At 64.9% G+C, this 17,306-nt stretch carries 11 protein-coding genes and 3 pseudogenes; 8 read left to right on the top strand and 6 right to left on the bottom strand.

What is annotated here, in order from left to right:
* Positions 1-180: 180 nt before the first annotated feature.
* Positions 181-483: pseudogene (locus V5B40_RS06235) on the bottom strand (tyrosine-type recombinase/integrase); the annotation flags it as partial.
* Between the two features lie 248 nt (positions 484-731).
* Here V5B40_RS06235 and V5B40_RS06230 point away from each other — a divergent pair.
* The 6 genes and pseudogenes from V5B40_RS06230 (at position 732) to V5B40_RS25190 (ending at position 7,485) form a co-directional block, all read left to right on the top strand.
* The gene (locus V5B40_RS06230) at positions 732-1,154 is read left to right on the top strand and encodes a hypothetical protein (protein ID WP_332353699.1); all 423 of its coding nucleotides are present in this window, start codon (positions 732-734) and stop codon (positions 1,152-1,154) included.
* Between the two features lie 182 nt (positions 1,155-1,336).
* Positions 1,337-1,984, top strand: a complete 648-nt coding sequence (locus tag V5B40_RS06225) for a protocatechuate 3,4-dioxygenase (RefSeq protein ID WP_332353698.1) — start codon at positions 1,337-1,339, stop codon at positions 1,982-1,984.
* Positions 1,981-3,273, top strand: a complete 1,293-nt coding sequence (locus V5B40_RS06220) for an NTP/NDP exchange transporter (RefSeq protein WP_332353697.1) — start codon at positions 1,981-1,983, stop codon at positions 3,271-3,273. The genes V5B40_RS06225 and V5B40_RS06220 overlap by 4 nt, the downstream gene beginning before the upstream one ends.
* 47 nt (positions 3,274-3,320) lie before the next feature.
* Complete coding sequence (locus V5B40_RS06215; RefSeq protein WP_332353696.1) at positions 3,321-4,274, top strand: aldo/keto reductase; 954 nt, start codon at positions 3,321-3,323, stop codon at positions 4,272-4,274.
* 370 nt (positions 4,275-4,644) lie between these two features.
* Positions 4,645-6,495 carry a TIR and AAA domain-containing protein gene (locus V5B40_RS06210; RefSeq protein WP_332353695.1) on the top strand — a complete coding sequence of 617 codons (1,851 nt, stop codon included), beginning with the start codon at positions 4,645-4,647 and terminating at the stop codon, positions 6,493-6,495.
* A pseudogene (locus V5B40_RS25190) lies at positions 6,446-7,485 on the top strand (formylglycine-generating enzyme family protein). The gene V5B40_RS06210 and the pseudogene V5B40_RS25190 overlap by 50 nt, the downstream one beginning before the upstream one ends.
* Before the next feature lie 54 nt (positions 7,486-7,539).
* On the opposite strand, the gene V5B40_RS06195 reads toward V5B40_RS25190, so the two are convergent.
* The 4 genes from V5B40_RS06195 to V5B40_RS06180 all read right to left on the bottom strand — a co-directional run bounded on the left by V5B40_RS06195 (position 7,540) and on the right by V5B40_RS06180 (position 12,035).
* Positions 7,540-7,791, bottom strand: coding sequence for a hypothetical protein (locus V5B40_RS06195; RefSeq protein WP_332353692.1), 252 nt, complete (start codon positions 7,789-7,791; stop codon positions 7,540-7,542).
* Positions 7,792-7,833: 42 nt separating this feature from the next.
* Entirely contained in the window at positions 7,834-10,659 is a 2,826-nt protein-coding gene (locus tag V5B40_RS06190; RefSeq protein ID WP_332353691.1) for an SUMF1/EgtB/PvdO family nonheme iron enzyme, read from the bottom strand.
* A gap of 24 nt (positions 10,660-10,683) precedes the next feature.
* The gene (locus tag V5B40_RS06185) at positions 10,684-11,640 is read right to left on the bottom strand and encodes a zinc-dependent alcohol dehydrogenase family protein (RefSeq protein ID WP_332353690.1); all 957 of its coding nucleotides are present in this window, start codon (positions 11,638-11,640) and stop codon (positions 10,684-10,686) included.
* A 182-nt stretch (positions 11,641-11,822) separates the two neighbouring features.
* Positions 11,823-12,035, bottom strand: coding sequence for a hypothetical protein (locus V5B40_RS06180; RefSeq protein WP_332353689.1), 213 nt, complete (start codon positions 12,033-12,035; stop codon positions 11,823-11,825).
* 213 nt (positions 12,036-12,248) lie between these two features.
* Between V5B40_RS06180 and V5B40_RS25185 the strand changes: the two genes are divergently transcribed.
* Both V5B40_RS25185 and brxC read left to right on the top strand, forming a co-directional pair.
* Positions 12,249-13,382 carry a BrxA family protein gene (locus V5B40_RS25185; protein ID WP_434735836.1) on the top strand — a complete coding sequence of 378 codons (1,134 nt, stop codon included), beginning with the start codon at positions 12,249-12,251 and terminating at the stop codon, positions 13,380-13,382.
* A gap of 37 nt (positions 13,383-13,419) precedes the next feature.
* A pseudogene (gene brxC, locus V5B40_RS25180) lies at positions 13,420-17,061 on the top strand (BREX system P-loop protein BrxC).
* On the opposite strand, the gene V5B40_RS06145 reads toward brxC, so the two are convergent.
* Positions 16,951-17,211, bottom strand: a complete 261-nt coding sequence (locus tag V5B40_RS06145; protein WP_332353685.1) for a hypothetical protein — start codon at positions 17,209-17,211, stop codon at positions 16,951-16,953. The pseudogene brxC and the gene V5B40_RS06145 overlap by 111 nt on opposite strands.
* Positions 17,212-17,306 lie beyond the last annotated feature (95 nt).

The raw sequence follows: 17,306 nt of genomic DNA, 5'->3' as shown, positions 1-17,306 counted from the left end.
GGCCGTCGATGGTCGCCAGATGGTCGGCATCGAAGCCATGCTTCATGCCAAGCATGAAGACCAGGGCGGCGATGGCATACCAGTCGTTGGGCAGCATTTCCATGGGCGCGTATGAACTTCTGACAATTGATCTTAACAAGTTCTGTGCCAAGCGACAGCTTTCCACTATTCCGTCGCAGCAAGCGGCAAAACTTCGCTGACGCGCAGCCCGGCGCCATAGGCGACCGAGAGCGCCGTCTGGTGCTTGAGGTTGCCGGCCGCGGCGAGCAGGCGGCCCATCTCTTCGCGGCTCAAGACCACCGGCAGCTTATGTGGCACACGCACCGGTTGCATTTTGGCGATCAATTCGCCGCGGTCGAGCGTGATGTCGAAGAAGAACTTCAAGCCGCTGATCGCCGCATTGAGCGAGATCGGCGAGATACCGTGATCGACCAAATGGAGTTGGTAGCGCCGTAGGTCTTCGACGGTCGCGGTGTCGGGTGTGCCTACCGTCGCTTTCGGCCAGGAAGAGACGGTGGGGAAATCAGCCTAAAGCGGCCATTGAAGCGGCCTGAGTGTATGCTATCAACTTGGTCCACGAAGTGCCGTTTGTTGAGTTTTTTGGAACTGAATAGAAATAGCAAACTCAGGGCGCGGAGCCTGCGACGGTAATTCTTCCAGCGTTCCGAGCGACGCCGAGCTATGCAAGAAGCTGCTCTCCATAACAAAGTTTAACTTCACGGAAGAAACGAATGCTCAAAAATCTGCGGCACACAATAGCGATACTCGGGTCGCTGCCTGCACTCGCCGGTGCGGCAGAGCCAGTAAACCTAGAGGCGGACAGCTACAAGACAGACCTCGGAATTCTCATTATCCAGGTAAATTGGGGTCGTACTTGGAAATGCGGTCAATTCGAGAACGCACAACTTCAGGCGCTGACATTTACGAAATCCCCAGTTGACGCTCCGAAGCCCCTGTCCCTAGATCTTGAAACACCGTCCAAATTGTCTGTGGACAACAAGTTCTTACCCTATGCGTTTGTTATCCAGCCCGGTGAGTACGTATTAACTGGCTTTGATGTAAAGGTTGCACGTTCGGTAAGCGATGTCGCCCATATCAAGGGATCGAAGGACGACCTTATTCAGGATGGAAAGCCGGGTCGACGCCGCCGCTAAAGCCCGCCGAATTCGCTCCTTTCAGGACGCATTTCGCCCGTCGCAGGCCGTAGTCATTGCGTAACTGCCGTCAGCGCGAAAGCGGGTGCGTGTCCGCAGGGCTTGCCAATGGAATTCTGCGCGGCAGAGCGAGTCGAAAGTCGGTAGCGTAGTATCGCAGTCAACGACATCCGGAGATCCGCATGCCTCATTCAGCCCGCCGCCGCATCCTGCTCGCCACCGCCTCAGTCACCGGGCTGGCGCTCGCCGCCCCTGCCTGGGCGGGACTGCTGCGCACCCCGCCGCAGGCACTGGGGCCTTTCTACCCGCGACAACTGCCGCTCGACAACGACAACGACCTGGTCAGCGTCGCTGGGCAGAACGGCATCGCGCGCGGCGAGATCTGCAATCTGCACGGCCGCATTCTCGATGAAAGCGGCCAGCCGCTGGCCGCTGCCCGCGTCGAAATCTGGCAGTGCAACGCGTTTGGCCGCTACCACCATCCTGGCGATCGCGGCGAGCGCCCGCTGGACCCCAACTTTCAGGGCTACGGGCGGTTCACCACCGGCAGCGACGGCGGCTATCGTTTTCGCACCATCAAGCCGGTGGCCTATCCCGGCCGCGCACCGCATATCCATTTCGCCATCACCGTGGACGGCCAGGCGCCGCTGGTAACCCAGATGTACGTCGCCGGCGCCGCGGAAAACGCCGGCGACGGCCTGCTGCAGAGCGTGCGCGATCCACTGGCGCGGGCCGCCCTGATCGTCGCCTTCGAGCAGACGCCTGGCGGGGGCGAGCTGCTCGCCCGCTTCGATATCGTGCTCGGCGCTGCCGGGCAGGGCGGCGGGTGACGGTACCACCGGCATGGCTTGCACGCTGCGCGCGGCTGGTCGATTGCCGGCCGGGGGAGGGACGAGCCCTGTTCTGGTCTTTTGCGGGTTTCTTCCTGCTGCTGGCCGGCTACTACGTGCTGCGGCCGGTACGCGAGGAAATGGGCGTCGAGATCGGGCCGGACAAGCTGCAATGGGCATTCACCCTGACCCTTGTCGGCATGCTGGCCATCGTCCCGCTCTATGGCTGGGCAGCGGCCCGGCTGCCGCGCCGGGTTCTGCTGGCGAGCGTCTTCGGCATCACTGCCCTGGTGCTGGCCGGCTTTCAGGCCTGGATTGCCGGTGGCGCTTCACCGGCCGCGGCGCTCGCTCTCTTTGTCTGGGTCAGCGTCTTCAACCTGGTCGTCGTCTCCTTGTTCTGGACCGCCATGGCCGACAGCTTCGCGCATGCGCAGGCGCGGCGCCTGTTCGGCATGATCGCCGCCGGCGGCAGCAGCGGCGCGCTGGTCGGCCCGACGATCACGGCCCTGTCGGTGCATGCCGTCGGCGTGCATGGCCTGCTGCTGGTGTCGGCCGCCTTGATGATGCTGTCGCTGCTGTGCATCCTGCGGGTGGTGGACGACCATACCCGTGCCGAGGCAGGCCGGCCGCTCGGCGGCAGGATTCTGGCCGGGCTGGGAGAGGTGGCGTCATCCCCTTACCTGGCGATGATCGCGCTGGCCATCGTGCTGCAAAGCGTGGTCGGCACCTTCGTCTATTTCGAGCAGGCGCGTCTGGTCAAGGCGGCTGCCCTGGCGCCCGAGGCGCGCACCCAGCTCTTCGCGTTGATCGACCTGGCGGTGAACCTGCTCGCCCTCGGCTTGCAGGCACTGGTCGCCGGTCGGCTGATGCAGAAGCTGGGCCTCGGCATCACCCTGGCGGCGGTGCCCCTGCTGCTGGCGGTGCCGCTGGCGGTGCTGGCGGCGATCCCGGTGCTGGCCGTGGTGCTTTTTATCCAGGTCATTTCGCGCGCCGGCACGCATGGCCTGATGCGCCCGGCACGCGAGGCCTTGTTCACGGCCGTCGAGCGGGAATCCCGCTACAAGGCCAAGAACGTCCTCGACACGGTAGTGACCCGCGCTGGCGATGCCCTTGGCGGCTGGTTGCACGCCGCCGCCGGGCTGGGCACGCCGGCTGTGGCACTGGCGGCGATTCCCGGCGCCCTGGCGCTCGCCTGGCTGGGAATCAAGCTCGGCAGGCGCTACCAGCAGAAGGTGGCCGAGACATCGTCGGAAAGCGAGTCCGGGAGAACAGTGCCGGGCGCATCGTGAGTAGTGAGTCAACGATGGTGCCCGCGCCGAAATGAAAGGAGAGCGGAATGAAAGCAGGCGATGGAGAGCCGGTGTTTGACGGGCGGCGCGCGGCGCTGAAGGCGATTGCCGCCGGCGGGCTGGCCCTTGCCAGCGGTGCATTGGCTGCGGCACCTGCCACCAGCAGCACGGCTGACACCCGTATGCTCAGGCGGCGCATCCCGTCGTCCGGTGAGCTGATTGCCGCCGTCGGGCTGGGTACCTACCAGAGCTTCGACGTCCCGGATTCAGCCGATCCGGCGCTGGAGAAGGTGCTGGCGCGCTTCGTCGCGCTTGGCGGGCAGATGGTGGATAGCTCCCCGATGTACGGGCACGCTGAGTCGGTAGTCGGTGATCTGTCGGCGAAGCTCGGCGTGCGCGACCGCCTTTTCCTCGCCACCAAGGTGTGGACCAGCGGCCGCGCTGACGGCATCCGGCAGATGGAAACTTCGCTGGCGCGGCTGCGGACGAAACACGTGGATTTGATGCAGGTGCATAACCTGCTCGACTGGCAGGTGCATCTGCCGACGCTGCGCGAATGGAAGCAGCAGGGGCGCACCCGCTACCTCGGCATCACCCACTACCACGAAAGCGCCTACCGCGATGTCGAAGCCGTGCTGCGGGCCGAAAAACCCGATTTCGTGCAGATCAACTACAGCATGGCCGAACGCGATGCCGAGAAACGCCTGTTGCCGCTGGCGCAGGATCTGGGCATCGCCGTCATCATTAACCGACCCTTCGCCAAAGCCTCGCTGTTTTCGCACGTGCGCGGCAAGCCGCTACCCGAATGGGTGGCGGAGTTCGACTGCGCAAGCTGGGCGCAGTTCTTCCTCAAGTTCATCCTCGCCCAGCCGGCCGTGACCTGCGTCATCCCGGCGACCAGCAAGGTGCAGCACCTGCAAGATAACCTCGCGGCGGGTCTTGGTCGGTTGCCGGATGCGCAGCAGCGGGCAAGGATGGCGGAGTATCTGGCGCGGGTTTGAAGGTGGGGAGGCGAGGGTGGGTGCGCCGTGTCAGGGTGGGACGGGACGCGGGCATGGCCTGCGAGACAAGTGTTTACCGACATGGCTAACGCTCTCACTCCGCCTTGAAGAACGCGGACTGTCGTAATCGTGCACGATCATCGGCCACCCCGGTCGGCATGGTTGTGGCGCACCATCGGGCGCGCGGAACTGCATGGCAGGACGCCCCTCTGCGGACACTCGCTCTACAAGGAAACCATCAACCTCATTTGAGCGGGCCGCTATCCGTTCCGCTGGCACACGCTGCCCACCGGGAACTGTTTGCCAGCGCAAGCGGATACCTTCTATTATTCCTTGCCAACGCCCTGGCGGCCACCCACGCCCGCAAGCCATGATCGATCGCCCGCTACGTGTCTTCATCAGCTATGCCCAGGAATCGGACGGCCATTCGGCGTGGGTGCTGGCCCTCGCCAACCGGCTGCGCGCCGACGGCGTCGAGGCGGTCATCGACCGCTACGTCACCTGGCTGGAAAAAGGCTGGCGCTGGTGGATGAGCGAGCAGATCGAGCAGGCCGACTGGGTGCTCGTCGTGTGCACCGACGAGTATCGCCAACGATTCGACGGCAACGACGCGGCAGCTGGCAGCGGGCGCGGCGTTCGCTGGGAGTCGCAGCACATCACGCAGGCGCTCTACGACGACAAGTTCAGCAACAAGCGCTTCGTGCCGGTGCTGCCGCCGGCCGGCGACGAACGCTTCATCCCGCTGCCGCTGAAGGACTCCCGCAGCTTCAGGCTCGACGATCAATACGACGATCTCTACCGCCTGCTCACCGACCAGCCACCGACGCCGGCCCCGCAGGTCGGCAAGCTGCGCCCCCGGCCGCCGCTGCCGGTATCGGTGTCGGCAAGTGCGCAGCCGGCTGCGCCCGATCGAGCGCCGCCGCAGGACATCGCCAACCCCTACCCCGGACTCGCCGCGTTCAAGCCCGAGGACTGCCGCTTCTTCTTCGGCCGGGAAAAGGACACGGCAAGGGTCGTCGAGCGCCTCCAACAAACCCGTTTCGTCAGCGTCGTCGGCGGTTCGGGAACCGGCAAGTCGTCGCTGGTCGCCGCCGGAGTCGTTCCGGCGCTGCGCGGACTCCACGCGCCGCTGACCTATCTGCGCTTCAAGCCGCAAGCCGATCCCTTCCGGCAACTCGCCGAGACGCTCGATCGGGCTCTGCCCGAAGAGCGCCTGCCCCTGGGCAAACCGCGCGTCGAGCGGCTCAGCCAGGAACTCGATAGCAGCCCGCAAGAGGTCGTTGCTAAGGCCATCGCCGAGTTCGGCAAGCGGCAGGCACCGCTCGCGCCGGTCGTGCCGGTGATACTTTTCGCCGACCAGTTCGAAGAGCTGTTCACGCAGACGCCGCCGGACACTGCGCAACGCTTCCGCGTGCTGTTCGAGGCCTTGCACAGCCACCCGTCGCTCTTTCTCGTGTTGACGCTGCGCAGCGAATTCATGCACCGCCTGATGGAGTGGCTCGGCGGCGAGGTATTCGCCAGTTCCCTCGCTCCTCTCGATGCGATCAGGGACGAAACCCGGCTGCGCGAGATCATCGTTCACCCGGCCACCGAAAGCGGTGTTGGCGTGCAGCCGGAACTGCTCTCCGAGCTGTTGCCCGCCGCTCATGAGATGGCCGGCGCGCTGCCACTGCTGGCACTGACGCTGACGCAGTTGTTCGTGCGGCGCGACCCCGCCGACGGACTGACGCTCGCCGCTTACCAGCGCATGGGCGGGCTGCCGAAAATCGTCGAGAGCGCGGCGGCCGGAATCGATCAGGCGATCGACGACGATCCGCTGCTGGCCGACGCCTGCGAGCGCTTGTTTGCCGAGCTGGCGACGGTCATCGACGAGCTGCCGACGCGGCGCACGGCGGCGGTCGAGCCCTTGCGCGCCGACGCCATGGTCAGCGTGCTGGTCGATGCCCTGCGCGCGCAGGGATTGCTCGCCGATCCCGACGAACGTCACGTCGAACTCGCGCACGAGACGCTGCTCAAGCACTGGCCGCGCCTGCGCGAGTGGTGCGCGCGCTACGCCGACAAGCTGGCCTTGCGTCGCCAGGCCGAGCAGGCGGCCGGCGACTGGCAGAAGGCGAGGACCCGGGAGGACGCGTCCGGCCAGCCGGAAAAGCTCGCCACAGCGACCTCCTGCGCTGGACCTGGGAACGCCAGAAGCCGGCGCTCCAGGCGCTGCTGGCGCTGAATCCCGCACCTGTGCGCAGCGCGCAGCCCGACCCCGACCCCGACTTCGCCGACGCCGGCATCGACGCCTGGCGCGCGCTGCAAGCGGTGCTGAGCGAGCCGCTGCAGAGCTTCCTCGCTCCCGAACCGCTGCGCCTGCTCGACGAACTGCGCTCCGACGAAACGCCGCACCAGCGCCGCGAGGAAATCGGCCTGCGCCTCAACCAGATGGGCGATCCGCGCCGTGGCGTCGGCGTCGACGCAGCAGGGCTGCCCGACCTCGTCTGGGTCGATATCCCGGCGGGCCAGGTGACGCTGGAAACGGAGCCACCCGAGACTTTCGCGGTCGCCACTTTCCGATCGCCAAGTACCCGATCACCTGGCGGCAATATCGCGCTTTCGTCGATGCCGCCGATGGCTATCGCGATCCGCGCTGGTGGGACGGGCTCGAGCACGAAGATCAGCCGGGCGCCGAAAGCTGGGGTTTTGCCAACTACCCGGCGATAAATGTCTCGTGGTACGACGCCGTCGCCTTCTGCCGCTGGCTGAGCAACCGCCTGGGGCTGGCCGACGAGGTCGTCCGCCTGCCGGCCGAATGGGAATGGCAATGGGTGGCGCAGGCAGGCGCCGAAGCGAGGAGTACCCCTGGCGCGGCGAGTGGAACAGGATGCGCGCCAACAGTTACGAAAGCGGCATCGGCAGGACGACTGCGGTGGGCATGTATCCCCTGGGTGCACCGGATTGCTGGCCGGTCCTGGATCTGTCCGGAAACGTCTGGGAATGGTGTCTGAACCCGTATAAGAAGCCTGGCCGTGCCGGGTCCAAGGCGGGCGTGCCCCGCGTGTTACGCGGCGGGGCGTGGTACCACGACACGTGGAACTGTCGCGCGGCATACCGCAACAACAACGCTCCGGACTCCCGCCTCAACCACTTCGGTTTCCGGGTGTGCCGTGGTGCCCCGATCGAGCCGCTGCGCGCTGCGCCGCTGGACACTGGTCTGTCGAAGTGCTGATCACTGAGCGCCGGTACGCGGCGCCGGCGATTTTTTTCGCGCCTGATCGTAGACTCACGTCAGGGCACGTCGCCGGGCGGGCTTGAGGACGTATGGGGTCAGCACGTGCTGACGGTGACCCCAGGAGTCAGCGTGCCGCACGTGATTGATCCAGCCGCACACACTGGCGTCAAACTCGGCGAAGGGGATCGTGCCGGCCTGGTAGGCTTCGTAACGCTCACCGAGTCGGCGTGTCGCGAAGCGCACCTTGCGCGCCTTGACCAGACGGTACTCGGGAAACACCACGAAACCCAGCCAGGGAATCACAAGGCAAAAAAATCGCCGGCGCCGCTACGCGGCGCCCAGTGATCAGCGCGGCCGCGGAACAGTGTTCAGCGGCGCAGCGCCCGGCGGTTCGATGGGGGCACCACGACACACCCGGAAACCGACGTTGACGCTGCGGTCGTCCGGAGCGCCGCCAGAGCGGAACGCCGCGCGACAGTTCCCCGGGCCGCTGAACCACGCCCCGCCGCGCAGCACGCGGGACACGCCTTGGTCGGGCCCGGACGGATCCGTCACCGGGTCTGCTGAATACGAGGCGTACCGGTCGTGCACCCATTCCCAGACGTTGCCAGCCGTATCGTGCAAACCCCAGCGGTTCGGGGGGTAACGATCGCGCACCGGCATCGTCCGACTCCCGGTGCAGTTGGCCTTGTCCTTCGCGAAGTCTTTCCCCCACCAGTACGCCGTGTCCGTCCCGGCGCGGGCCGCGTATTCCCACTCGGCTTCGGTCGGCAGGCGGTAGCGGCGGTCGCCGGTCTTCTCTCCAAGCCACTGCGTGTAGGCTGTGGCATCGTCCCAATTGACGTTGATCACCGGACGATCGGCGCGTCCCCAGTTGGCGTCCGGCGGGAATTCGATCTCCTTTCCCTGCCGCTGCTGATCCCACACGTAGTAATCGTATTCTTGGAAGGTCACTTCGTACCTGCCCAGGGCGAACGGCTTCGACAGGGTCACTTGATGCGCGGTATCGCGGTCGTCGCATGTGGCCCCTTCGACGTCGTCGCGGCCCGGCACGCAGCCCATCGTGAATCTCCCCGGTGGAAGATCCACCATCTCCGGCATGGGGGCGTAGCCGGCGAGTGACTGGAAGAACCAAAGCGGTTTCTGCACCGTGTAGCTGAACGGCAGATTGTTTCGGCTGGCCCACCAGGCAGCCTCGCCGAATACACCCAGCACCGCCAGCAAAAGAACGAACTGCGCCGCGCCCGCCCGCCGACTCCAGTACACGAAGCGCCCTTCGTCGCTGCGCGGGTCGACCCGCAGCCGCCGGTAGCGCCAGAGATCGTGCCAGCCGGCCAGGTTCCACCAGCGAGCGACGGCGCGACTCTTTCCCCACTGCTCGGCCTGAAACCTGAGCTGCTGGCGAAGCACGTCGCGATCGCGGTTGGTCTCGATGTAGTCGTAGAGCGTCGGCCAGTAGCCAATCCCTTTGCCGGTCCGCTCGTCCTTGCCGCGGGCACGGATCAGCGTCTCGTGAATCAGGTCGACGTACTGGCGCTGCTGCTCCGTGCTGACGGTAAGCACGCGCAGCGCGCCGGTGGTGGCCTGCGCGGGTGCATCGGCGCGGCGTTCGCCGGAGAGGAGTTGCAGCACGCGCTCGCCAACGGCCGTCTTGCCGTCACCGGCAATCATCAGCGCTTCTTCGCGGGCGATGCGCTGGCGCGTGTGGCGGCCCTCGTCATTGATACGCGTCAGGCGGAGGAGCAGTTCGAGCGCCCCCTGACGGCCCTTGCTGACTTGCCCGTCGATCCGCGTCAGCAAGTCGTCGGCCTGCGTGCTGAGCATTCCGGCGACGCCCTTCAACTGGCGGTAGAGTTCGCCACTGAGGACCTCGCCCTGGCGCTTCTGCCAGAGCGTGAACAGCGCGTTCTCGACCAGCGGCAAGGCGCCGATCTCGTCGCGCGCGTCCTCGATGATCGCCGTGCTCACCTCGATGACATCGAGCCGGGCGAGCCGCGCCGGCTGCTCGATGATTTCGCGCAGGCCATGCTCGGAGATGGCCGGCAGGAAGTAGCGCTTGCAGTGGCTGTTGTAGATCGCCTGCAGGCGCGGTAACTGCTCGAAGCGGTCGAGGAAGTCGGCGCGCACGGTGCTGATCAGGAACAGCGGGCACTCGGCGTCCTGCAGGGCCTTGGCCAGCAGTGCGTCGAAGCGCTTGCTGGCTGCCGCGTCGGCGAAGGTGAACAGTTCCTCGAACTGGTCGACGATGAGCAGGAACGCGCTCTGCTCGTCCCTGAAATCGCGCAGGGCGAAGGCCAGGGCGCGCTCGTCGTGCTCGAAAGCCTGTTGCCGGGCAAGCATGTTGCGCTGGTTCTGGTCGCTGATCAGCCCGTGCTCGACGACGTCGGCCAGCCGGGTGAGCGGGTCCTTGCCCGGCATCATCGGGCCGAGGAGGGTCCAGTGCTCGAAGCCGGTGCGCGCCCACAAGACGCCCTGTTCGATCATCGGCAGCATGCCGGCGTTGACCAGCGACGACTTGCCGGTGCCGCTGTTGCCCTCGATTTGCAGCCAGCGGCAATAGGCGCCGCCGCCACCGCCGCGCAGGCCTTCGGGGTTGGTCTGCTGCTGGTCGCCGAGGCAGGTCAGCGCTTCGAGGGTTTCCCGACGGCGCCCGAAGAACAGCCGGGCATCCTTGCTGGTGAAGGCGTTGAGTCCGACGAAGGGGCAACCCTCGATGGCTGGCGGCGAGTCGAGGCGGATGGCGTGCGCGCGGATGGCGTCGATCAGCCCTGCCGGCAGCGTTTCGGTATCCGTCCAGCGGCTGGCCTGGAACAGCGCCAGAAACGGCGGCAGCCTTTCCGGTCGCGCGTCCTCGAGCAGGATCGGGAAGATCGGCAGGCGTTCGTCGTCCTTCTCGGGCGACAGGTGACGGATCAGCGCGACCTGCACCTCGGCACCGACCCAGCGCCGCACGCCGTCGCGCCCGGCCAGCACGACGAAGGCCGAACAGCCCTGCAGGACCTGCTGCAGGCGCTCCAGCCAGCGGTCGCCGCCATGCAACGAGTCGTCATCCTTGAAGACGCTCAGCCCGGCCTTTTCGAGCGCCGCGCGCAAGGCTATCGCCGCCGCCCGGTCGCCGTTGCTGTAGCTGAGGAAGACACGTTCCGTCGGCTGTGGGATAGCTGGCTGCATCTGTCACCGTTTCTGATCGGGCAACTATGGTCGCTGCGGCTGCACGCCGGCGCTGGACCGTCTCGTTTCGTCGTCAAAATGCCTCTGGGCCGGCATCGCGCCGATGGTACCCGCTGAGTCCTCTTTCCGCAAAAGCCAATACGGGCCAACTGCCGTTGTCCCCCGCGGACGAACAGCGGGACGTCGCGACGTCTTCGCGAACGTCACCACCAGCCCGAGGGGCGCCGCCAGGCTCGACCCGGACAATACGCCGATCATCGACAGCGTGCCGCCCGGCTTGATGCAGCGCAAGGATTGCGGCAGGGTCTTCTCGCCACCCAGTTCGACGATGTGATCGAAGCCGCGCCCGCCGGTGATCGCTCGCGCCGACCTGGCCCATTCCGGCGTCGTCAGGTAATTGATCCCGGCATCCGCGCCGAGTGCTTGCGCGCGTGTCAGCTTCGCATCGCTCGACGAAATAACCGTCACGTGCGCGCCGAGCAGCTTCGCGAACTGCAGCGCGAACAGCGCCACACCGCCGGTTCCCTGCACCAGTACGTGCGATCCGGGACCGAGCGTGTCGTAGGTGACGACCGCGCTCCACGCAGTAAGCGCCGCGCAGGGCAGCGTCGCCGCCTGCTCGTCGGCGAGATGAGCGGGCACCTTGACGACGCCGCTTTCGGGCAGGCACACGAGATCGGCCATCATCCCGTCGACCGGCCCGCCAAGCGTCTGTGTCAGCCGATCGAGATCGGGGGCGCCGGCCAGCCAGCCCTGGTGGAAGCAGGGGCATGCACGATCGCCGACGCGCACCCGGCTTACCCCTGCACCGACCTCGACGACGTCGCCGACAGCGTCGGAAACCGGAATCAGCGGCAGCGTTCCGGTAAACGACCCGTAGCCGCGATTGGGTACGACCAGGTCGCGGTAGTTCAGCGAAGCCGCCTTCATCCGCAGCAACACCTGCCCCGGCCCGGGCTGCGGATCGCGCCGACTGGCCAACTGCAGATGTGCAGATGGTCCATGCCCCAGTTGTCCTGAATTTGGAAAACTCTCATCGCGCGCGCTCCTAACGAGGTTGAAGGCGTCATCATGAGCTGGCACGCGGCAAGCTGCAGCACGCTCCGGAGGGAAGGAGGTCGCGGCGGTACGCGTGTCAACAACAAAAAGTACAGGAGGCCCGGTCAACAGCGGTCAATTGCAGTTGGCTGCGCAAGCTGGGGTCGTACGGCATCGGCCGCGAGCAGCGAGCGGATCGAGCAATGGCTGGCGGAGAGCCGGGCATGAGCCCGGACATTCTCCCGGTCCTGCGGGCGCAGGCGAATGATGGCGATTGATCGTCGCCCGCGAGATCTCCAGTTCGTCGATGTCTGGTAGATACGTTCCATGCCGCTCATGTAGCGCCTGCTGTCGTCTTCTGGTTCTCAGGCTCGGTTTATGAGCCACTGGTCGTTTATCATCGCACTGATGGTCTGCGTGAAAAGTGCGCCGGAGGTGTGCAGCTCATCACAGCGTTGGGTGGTGAGTGGTGGGTGGTGAGTGTTGAGTGCTGGCTTCGTGTTTCCGGGCATTCAACCAGTCACCAGAAGGCACAGTCGGGCTCCTCCCATATGGCCATTTACAACGCTGAAATCTCCGCTGGCTCCCTGATGTTGCCGGAGAGCCGCCGTATCGCCCGCTTGCTGCTGACCCAGCCAACGCACGTGCAGTGGCTCGCTGCCCTCAAGCTCGACAATCTGCTGCAGAAGAAGGACCCCGGCGACGGCCCGCCGCCAGGCGCAGTTGATCCGCAAACGCCTCGATACGCTGGAGGAGGAAGGGTTGACGCTGATTGCCACCGGTTCGCACGAGGTCGCGACGCAGCTGTTGTTCGCGGCAGCGATCAAGCACAGCCGCATCTCGCCGACTTCGTGCTTGACGTGTATGCCGGAAAACTGCGCCGGCTGGAGCAGAACCTGTCTCCCGGCAAAGACTGGGAAGGCTTCCTGGCGGAATGCGTACAGCGCGATCCCGAGCTTGCCAATCTCAGCGCTTCGACCAAAGCCAAGGTGCTGCAGGTCATCCTCCGCGTCCTCGCCGAAGGCCACTATGTCGATTCCACCAGGACATTGCGGCTGACCCCTCCCCACCTGAACCCCGATGTCGTCAGCTACCTCAAGCGCCACGGAGAAACGCGAAGTGCTTGCCATCATGGACATGAGCAGATGAGTCACGGCCTCAACGAGCGGCTCAACCAGCTACTGCCCAGACTGACTTCGCCCGGACGTGTTGGCCAATCAAGGGCTCCGGCGGCGAGATCGGCTTCTGGATCTTCGACTATCCGCCCGAGGACGAAATGGCCGTGCGGACTTTCCTCCAGGAGGTCGTCCTGCCGGCACTGGCCAGGCATCAGCCGACGATCCGGGTCGACGGCGGTCAATCTCTTCGACCTCGTGATCGGCCTGCTCGAAGAGCGCAAGCTGCTCGACAAGGTCATCGAGATGCAGCGCACGCAAGGTGACGCCAGGACACTCGAATCGCTGCGCCGTGTCCTCAAGGAAGACAAGCTCGCCAGGCGGCTGGTGGCCCAGCACGACATCGCCGAACTGGACCTGCTCATTCTCTGGAACGTCGGCGCCGCCTATCCGATGCTCCGCACCCACACGCTGCTCTCGGCGCTGCATGCCCACATGAAGGACAAGCCGCTGGTGATGTTCTATCCCGGAAAGTACGACGGCTATTCCTACGCCTCTTCAGCCGCTTGAAAGACGACCACTACTACCGCGCCTTCCGTCTCGTTGCCTGAACCCTCTCCCCGGAACAACCAACAATGAAATCAGGGACCTCTTCACCAAGCCGATCGACCGCCCGATCAATGGTGTGATCAAGGCTGACCAGCGCGACGCCGAGAGCATCTGGCAGGAACTCGACGAGTACGTCGTCACCAAGCAATTGACGGCGTATACTTCCGCCGCTTCTTCGACGCCTTCCTCGCTGCCGCCGACAACCCGAAAGACCCGGTGCTCTCGGCGCGCATGGCCGTCTGGGTCTCGGGCTTCTTCGGCTCCGGCAAGTCGCACTTCATCAAGATCCTCTCCTACCTGCTGGAGAACATCGAAGCGGTCAACCCGAAGGACGGCACGACCAAGCGGGCGGCGCAGTTCTTCGACGAGCACAAGATCAAGGACGCGATGCTGCTCGCGGATGTTCAGCGCGCGGTGCGGGGCAGCTCCGATGTGATCCTGTTCAACATCGACGCCAAGGCCGACAGCAAGGATGAGCGCGATGTCATCCTGCAGGTTTTTCTGCGCGTCTTCAACGAAAAGCTCGGCTACAGCGGCGACGCGCCGCATGTGGCCGAAATGGAGCGTCACCTGGTCAGCAAGGGACGCCTACGAAACGTTCAAAGCTGCCTTCGCCGACAGAACGGCTCCACCTGGGACGCCGAACGCGACGCCGTCGATTTCCTGCGCGACGACGTGGTGTATGCCCTGGCCAAGGCCCTCAAGCAAAGCGAGGACTCCGCCGCGGCCTGGTTCGACAACGCGCGCGAAACCTACCGGATCAATATCGAAGGGCTCGCCAGGCTGATTCGTGACTATCTCGACAGCAAGCCGGCCGGGCACCGGATCGTCTTTCTGGTCGATGAAGTCGGCCAGTTCATCGGCAACAACACGCAGTTGATGCTCACCTTGCAGACCATCGCCGAGCAACTGGGGACGCTGTGCCAGGGGCGGGCGTGGGTCATCGTCACCAGCCAGGAAGACATCGACGCCGCCATCGGCGAAGCCAACAAGGCCAGGTCGCAGGACTTCTCGAAGATTCAGGGGCGTTTCCACACCCGTCTGTCGCTGGCCAGTTCCAACACCGACGAGGTCATCGGCGAGCGTCTCCTCGCCAAGACCGAAGCCGCCCACGTCGCCCTGCGCGACCGCTTCGAACAGAAGGGCGACATCATCAACAACCAGCTCGCCTTCGTCGGCAACTCGGTCACCATGAAGAGCTACAAGGATGCGGCGGAGTTCGTCGCCTGCTACCCGTTCGCCCCCTATCAGTTCACCCTGCTCCAGAAGATCTTCGAATCGATCCGCAAGGTCGGCGCTACCGGCAAGCACCTCTCCAAAGGCGAGCGTTCGCTGCTCGACGCCTTCCAGTCCGCCGCCGTTCGCAATGCCGACCGGGGAATCGATGCGCTGGTGCCGCTCTACGACTTCTATCCCTCGATCGAGAGCTTCATCGACACCACGGCCAAGCGCTCGATCGACGAAGCGCCGGGCAACGCCGCGCTCGAACCCTACGACGTCCGATCTGCTCAAGGCGATGTTCCTGATCCGTTACATTCCGGACATCGTCAAACCGAATATCGACAACCTCGCCACGCTTTGCGTCAATGAAATCGACGCCGACAAGCTGGCGCTCAAGCGCCGCATCCAGGAAAGCCTCGCCCGACTCGAAAGGCAGCGCCTGATCAGCCGCAATGGCGACCTCTGGTTCTTCCTGACCAACGAAGAGCGCGACGTCGCCCGCGAGATCGGCCATGTCGAAGTCTCCGCCAACGAAAAATGGCGGCTGCTCAGCGAACTGATCTACGACGACATCCTCGGCGGACAGACCAAGGTGCGCCACAAGCTCACCAAGGCCGACTACGAATTCAACCGCCTGCTCGACGGCGCGCCCTGGAAGAACGCCAGCCATCCGCTCAGCCTTGAAATCGCCACGCCGCTCGGCGACGACTACGAACTGCTCAGCGAAGCCAAGTGCATTCTGCGCAGCTCGGAATCGGGCGGCCGGGCGCTGATCCGGACCGCCGAAGGCGATCGGCTCGACATCGAGCTGAGCCTCTACCTGCAGATCGAAAAGTACATCGACAGCCCCAAGGCCAGCACCGCTGCCGCCTCGCTCAAACGCATCCTGTCGGACCGCAAGGACGAAAACCGCGAACGCCGTCGCCGCATCCTCGCCCAGTTGGGCGATCTCATGCTCACCGGCGACTGCTATGCGCTCGGCCAGAAACCGCAGATCAAGGCCGCCAGCCCGCGCACGCTGCTCGACGAGCTGGTCAATTACCTGATCGCCAACACCTACACCAAGCTCCCCTATCTCAAGGTACGTCAGGCCGACCCCATCGCCGAGATCAAGGCCGTGCTGGCCGTCGATACCATCGGCCAGCAGGGGCTCGGCCTCGACGGCGAAGAAGGCAACCCCCTCGCCATCAAGGAACTGCGCGAGTACCTGCAGCTCAAGGCCAGCAGCCGAGCGCGTGCTGCTCTCCGACGTCGTCGATCGCTTTACCGGCATCCCCTGGGGCTGGAAGCCGGAATGGGAAGTGGTGCTGCTGGTCGCCCGACTGTTCATGGCCGGCGAGATCAAGCTGATGTGCGAAGGCGACGATCTCGACCCGAAGAGCGCCGTCGACCCCTGACCAAGTCGGTCCGCTTCAAGCAGGTCTCGATCCTCAAGAAGAAGGTTCCGGATGCCCGAGTCGCTCAAGCGGGCGCGGGATCTCTACAAGGACATCTTCGCCAGGATCTGCCCGCGAAGACGCGGACGGGCTGGTGGCCGATTACCGTGCTGCCCTCGGCGACTGGCAGGCCGAGCTGAAGGGCTACGTCCAGACCGCATCGGCCAGGCACCATCCTGGCAAGGACGTGATCGACACGGCCATCACCCGCATCGGCAAGCAGCTCGCGATCCGTGACGCCTTCGAGTTCATCGAGGCCCTGCTGAGCGCGAAAAGCGACTGGCTGGACACCAGCGAGGATATCCATGATGTCGTCAGCTTCTACAAAACCCAGCTGCCCACCTGGCGCAAGCTGCTCGAAGCGCTGACCGGCTTTGCCGACAATCGCGACGTCTTGCTCAAGCTTCCCGCTGTCGCCACCGCACTGGCCGACCTGGAGTCGATACGCGACAACCCGACGCCCTACGGCCAGATCCCGCGTCGCGACGCTGATCAAGACGGTCGAGGCCGCCAACGAAACCGCGGCTCAGCAGCGCCGCGAACGCGCCCTCAACTCGATCGACGCCAGGATCGCCGAGGTCATGAAATCTCTCGATCAGGTTCAGGCAGCAGCGGCTCTGCGCAACAAGGCTCTGCAGCCTTTGCAGGAGCTGAAGACGAAGGTCGCTGCTCTGTCCAGCATTCCGAAGATCCTCTACTTTCAGGACCAAGGCGGCAACCTGCTCGACGATGCGATGCTGATCATCGAATCGGCCAGCCAGAAGCCGCAACGGTGTAGAGGATTCCGGAGGCACGACGACGAAAAAGGTCTTGACGACCGGCGCCAGCACGCAGCGCCGAAACCCGTGAAAGTCATTCGGGCCGCAGAGCTTTCACCGACGATCTATCTGGAAACCGAAGCCGAGGTCGAAAGCTACGTCGCCAAACTCAAGTCCGAACTTCTCGCCGCCATCAAGGCCGGCCAGCGCGCACGCATCCAATAAGAAGAAACCATGAACACCGCCAAGCTCAAGTCCTACGCCCCGCAAGCCCGCAGGGATTTCATCGCCGCCGTTCAGGCGCGCGCCAACCTTCGGACTGTCTGCGAAAGGCGGCAAGCTCGACATCGCCGCCAGCGAGAAAAAGGGCGACATCGTCGTCATCGCCGGGCAGGCATGGCCGGCCAAGGTGCATCAGCAGCGCGAACGCCTGATCAGCGCATCAACCAGGACGGCTTTGCGCACACCAT

Origin of the sequence: Candidatus Accumulibacter meliphilus, assembly GCF_036625345.1 — a bacterium.
Classification (GTDB): Bacteria; Pseudomonadota; Gammaproteobacteria; order Burkholderiales; family Rhodocyclaceae; genus Accumulibacter; species Accumulibacter meliphilus.
The sequence above is the reverse complement of the archived record's forward strand: the minus strand, read 5'-3'. Positions and strand labels throughout refer to the sequence as shown.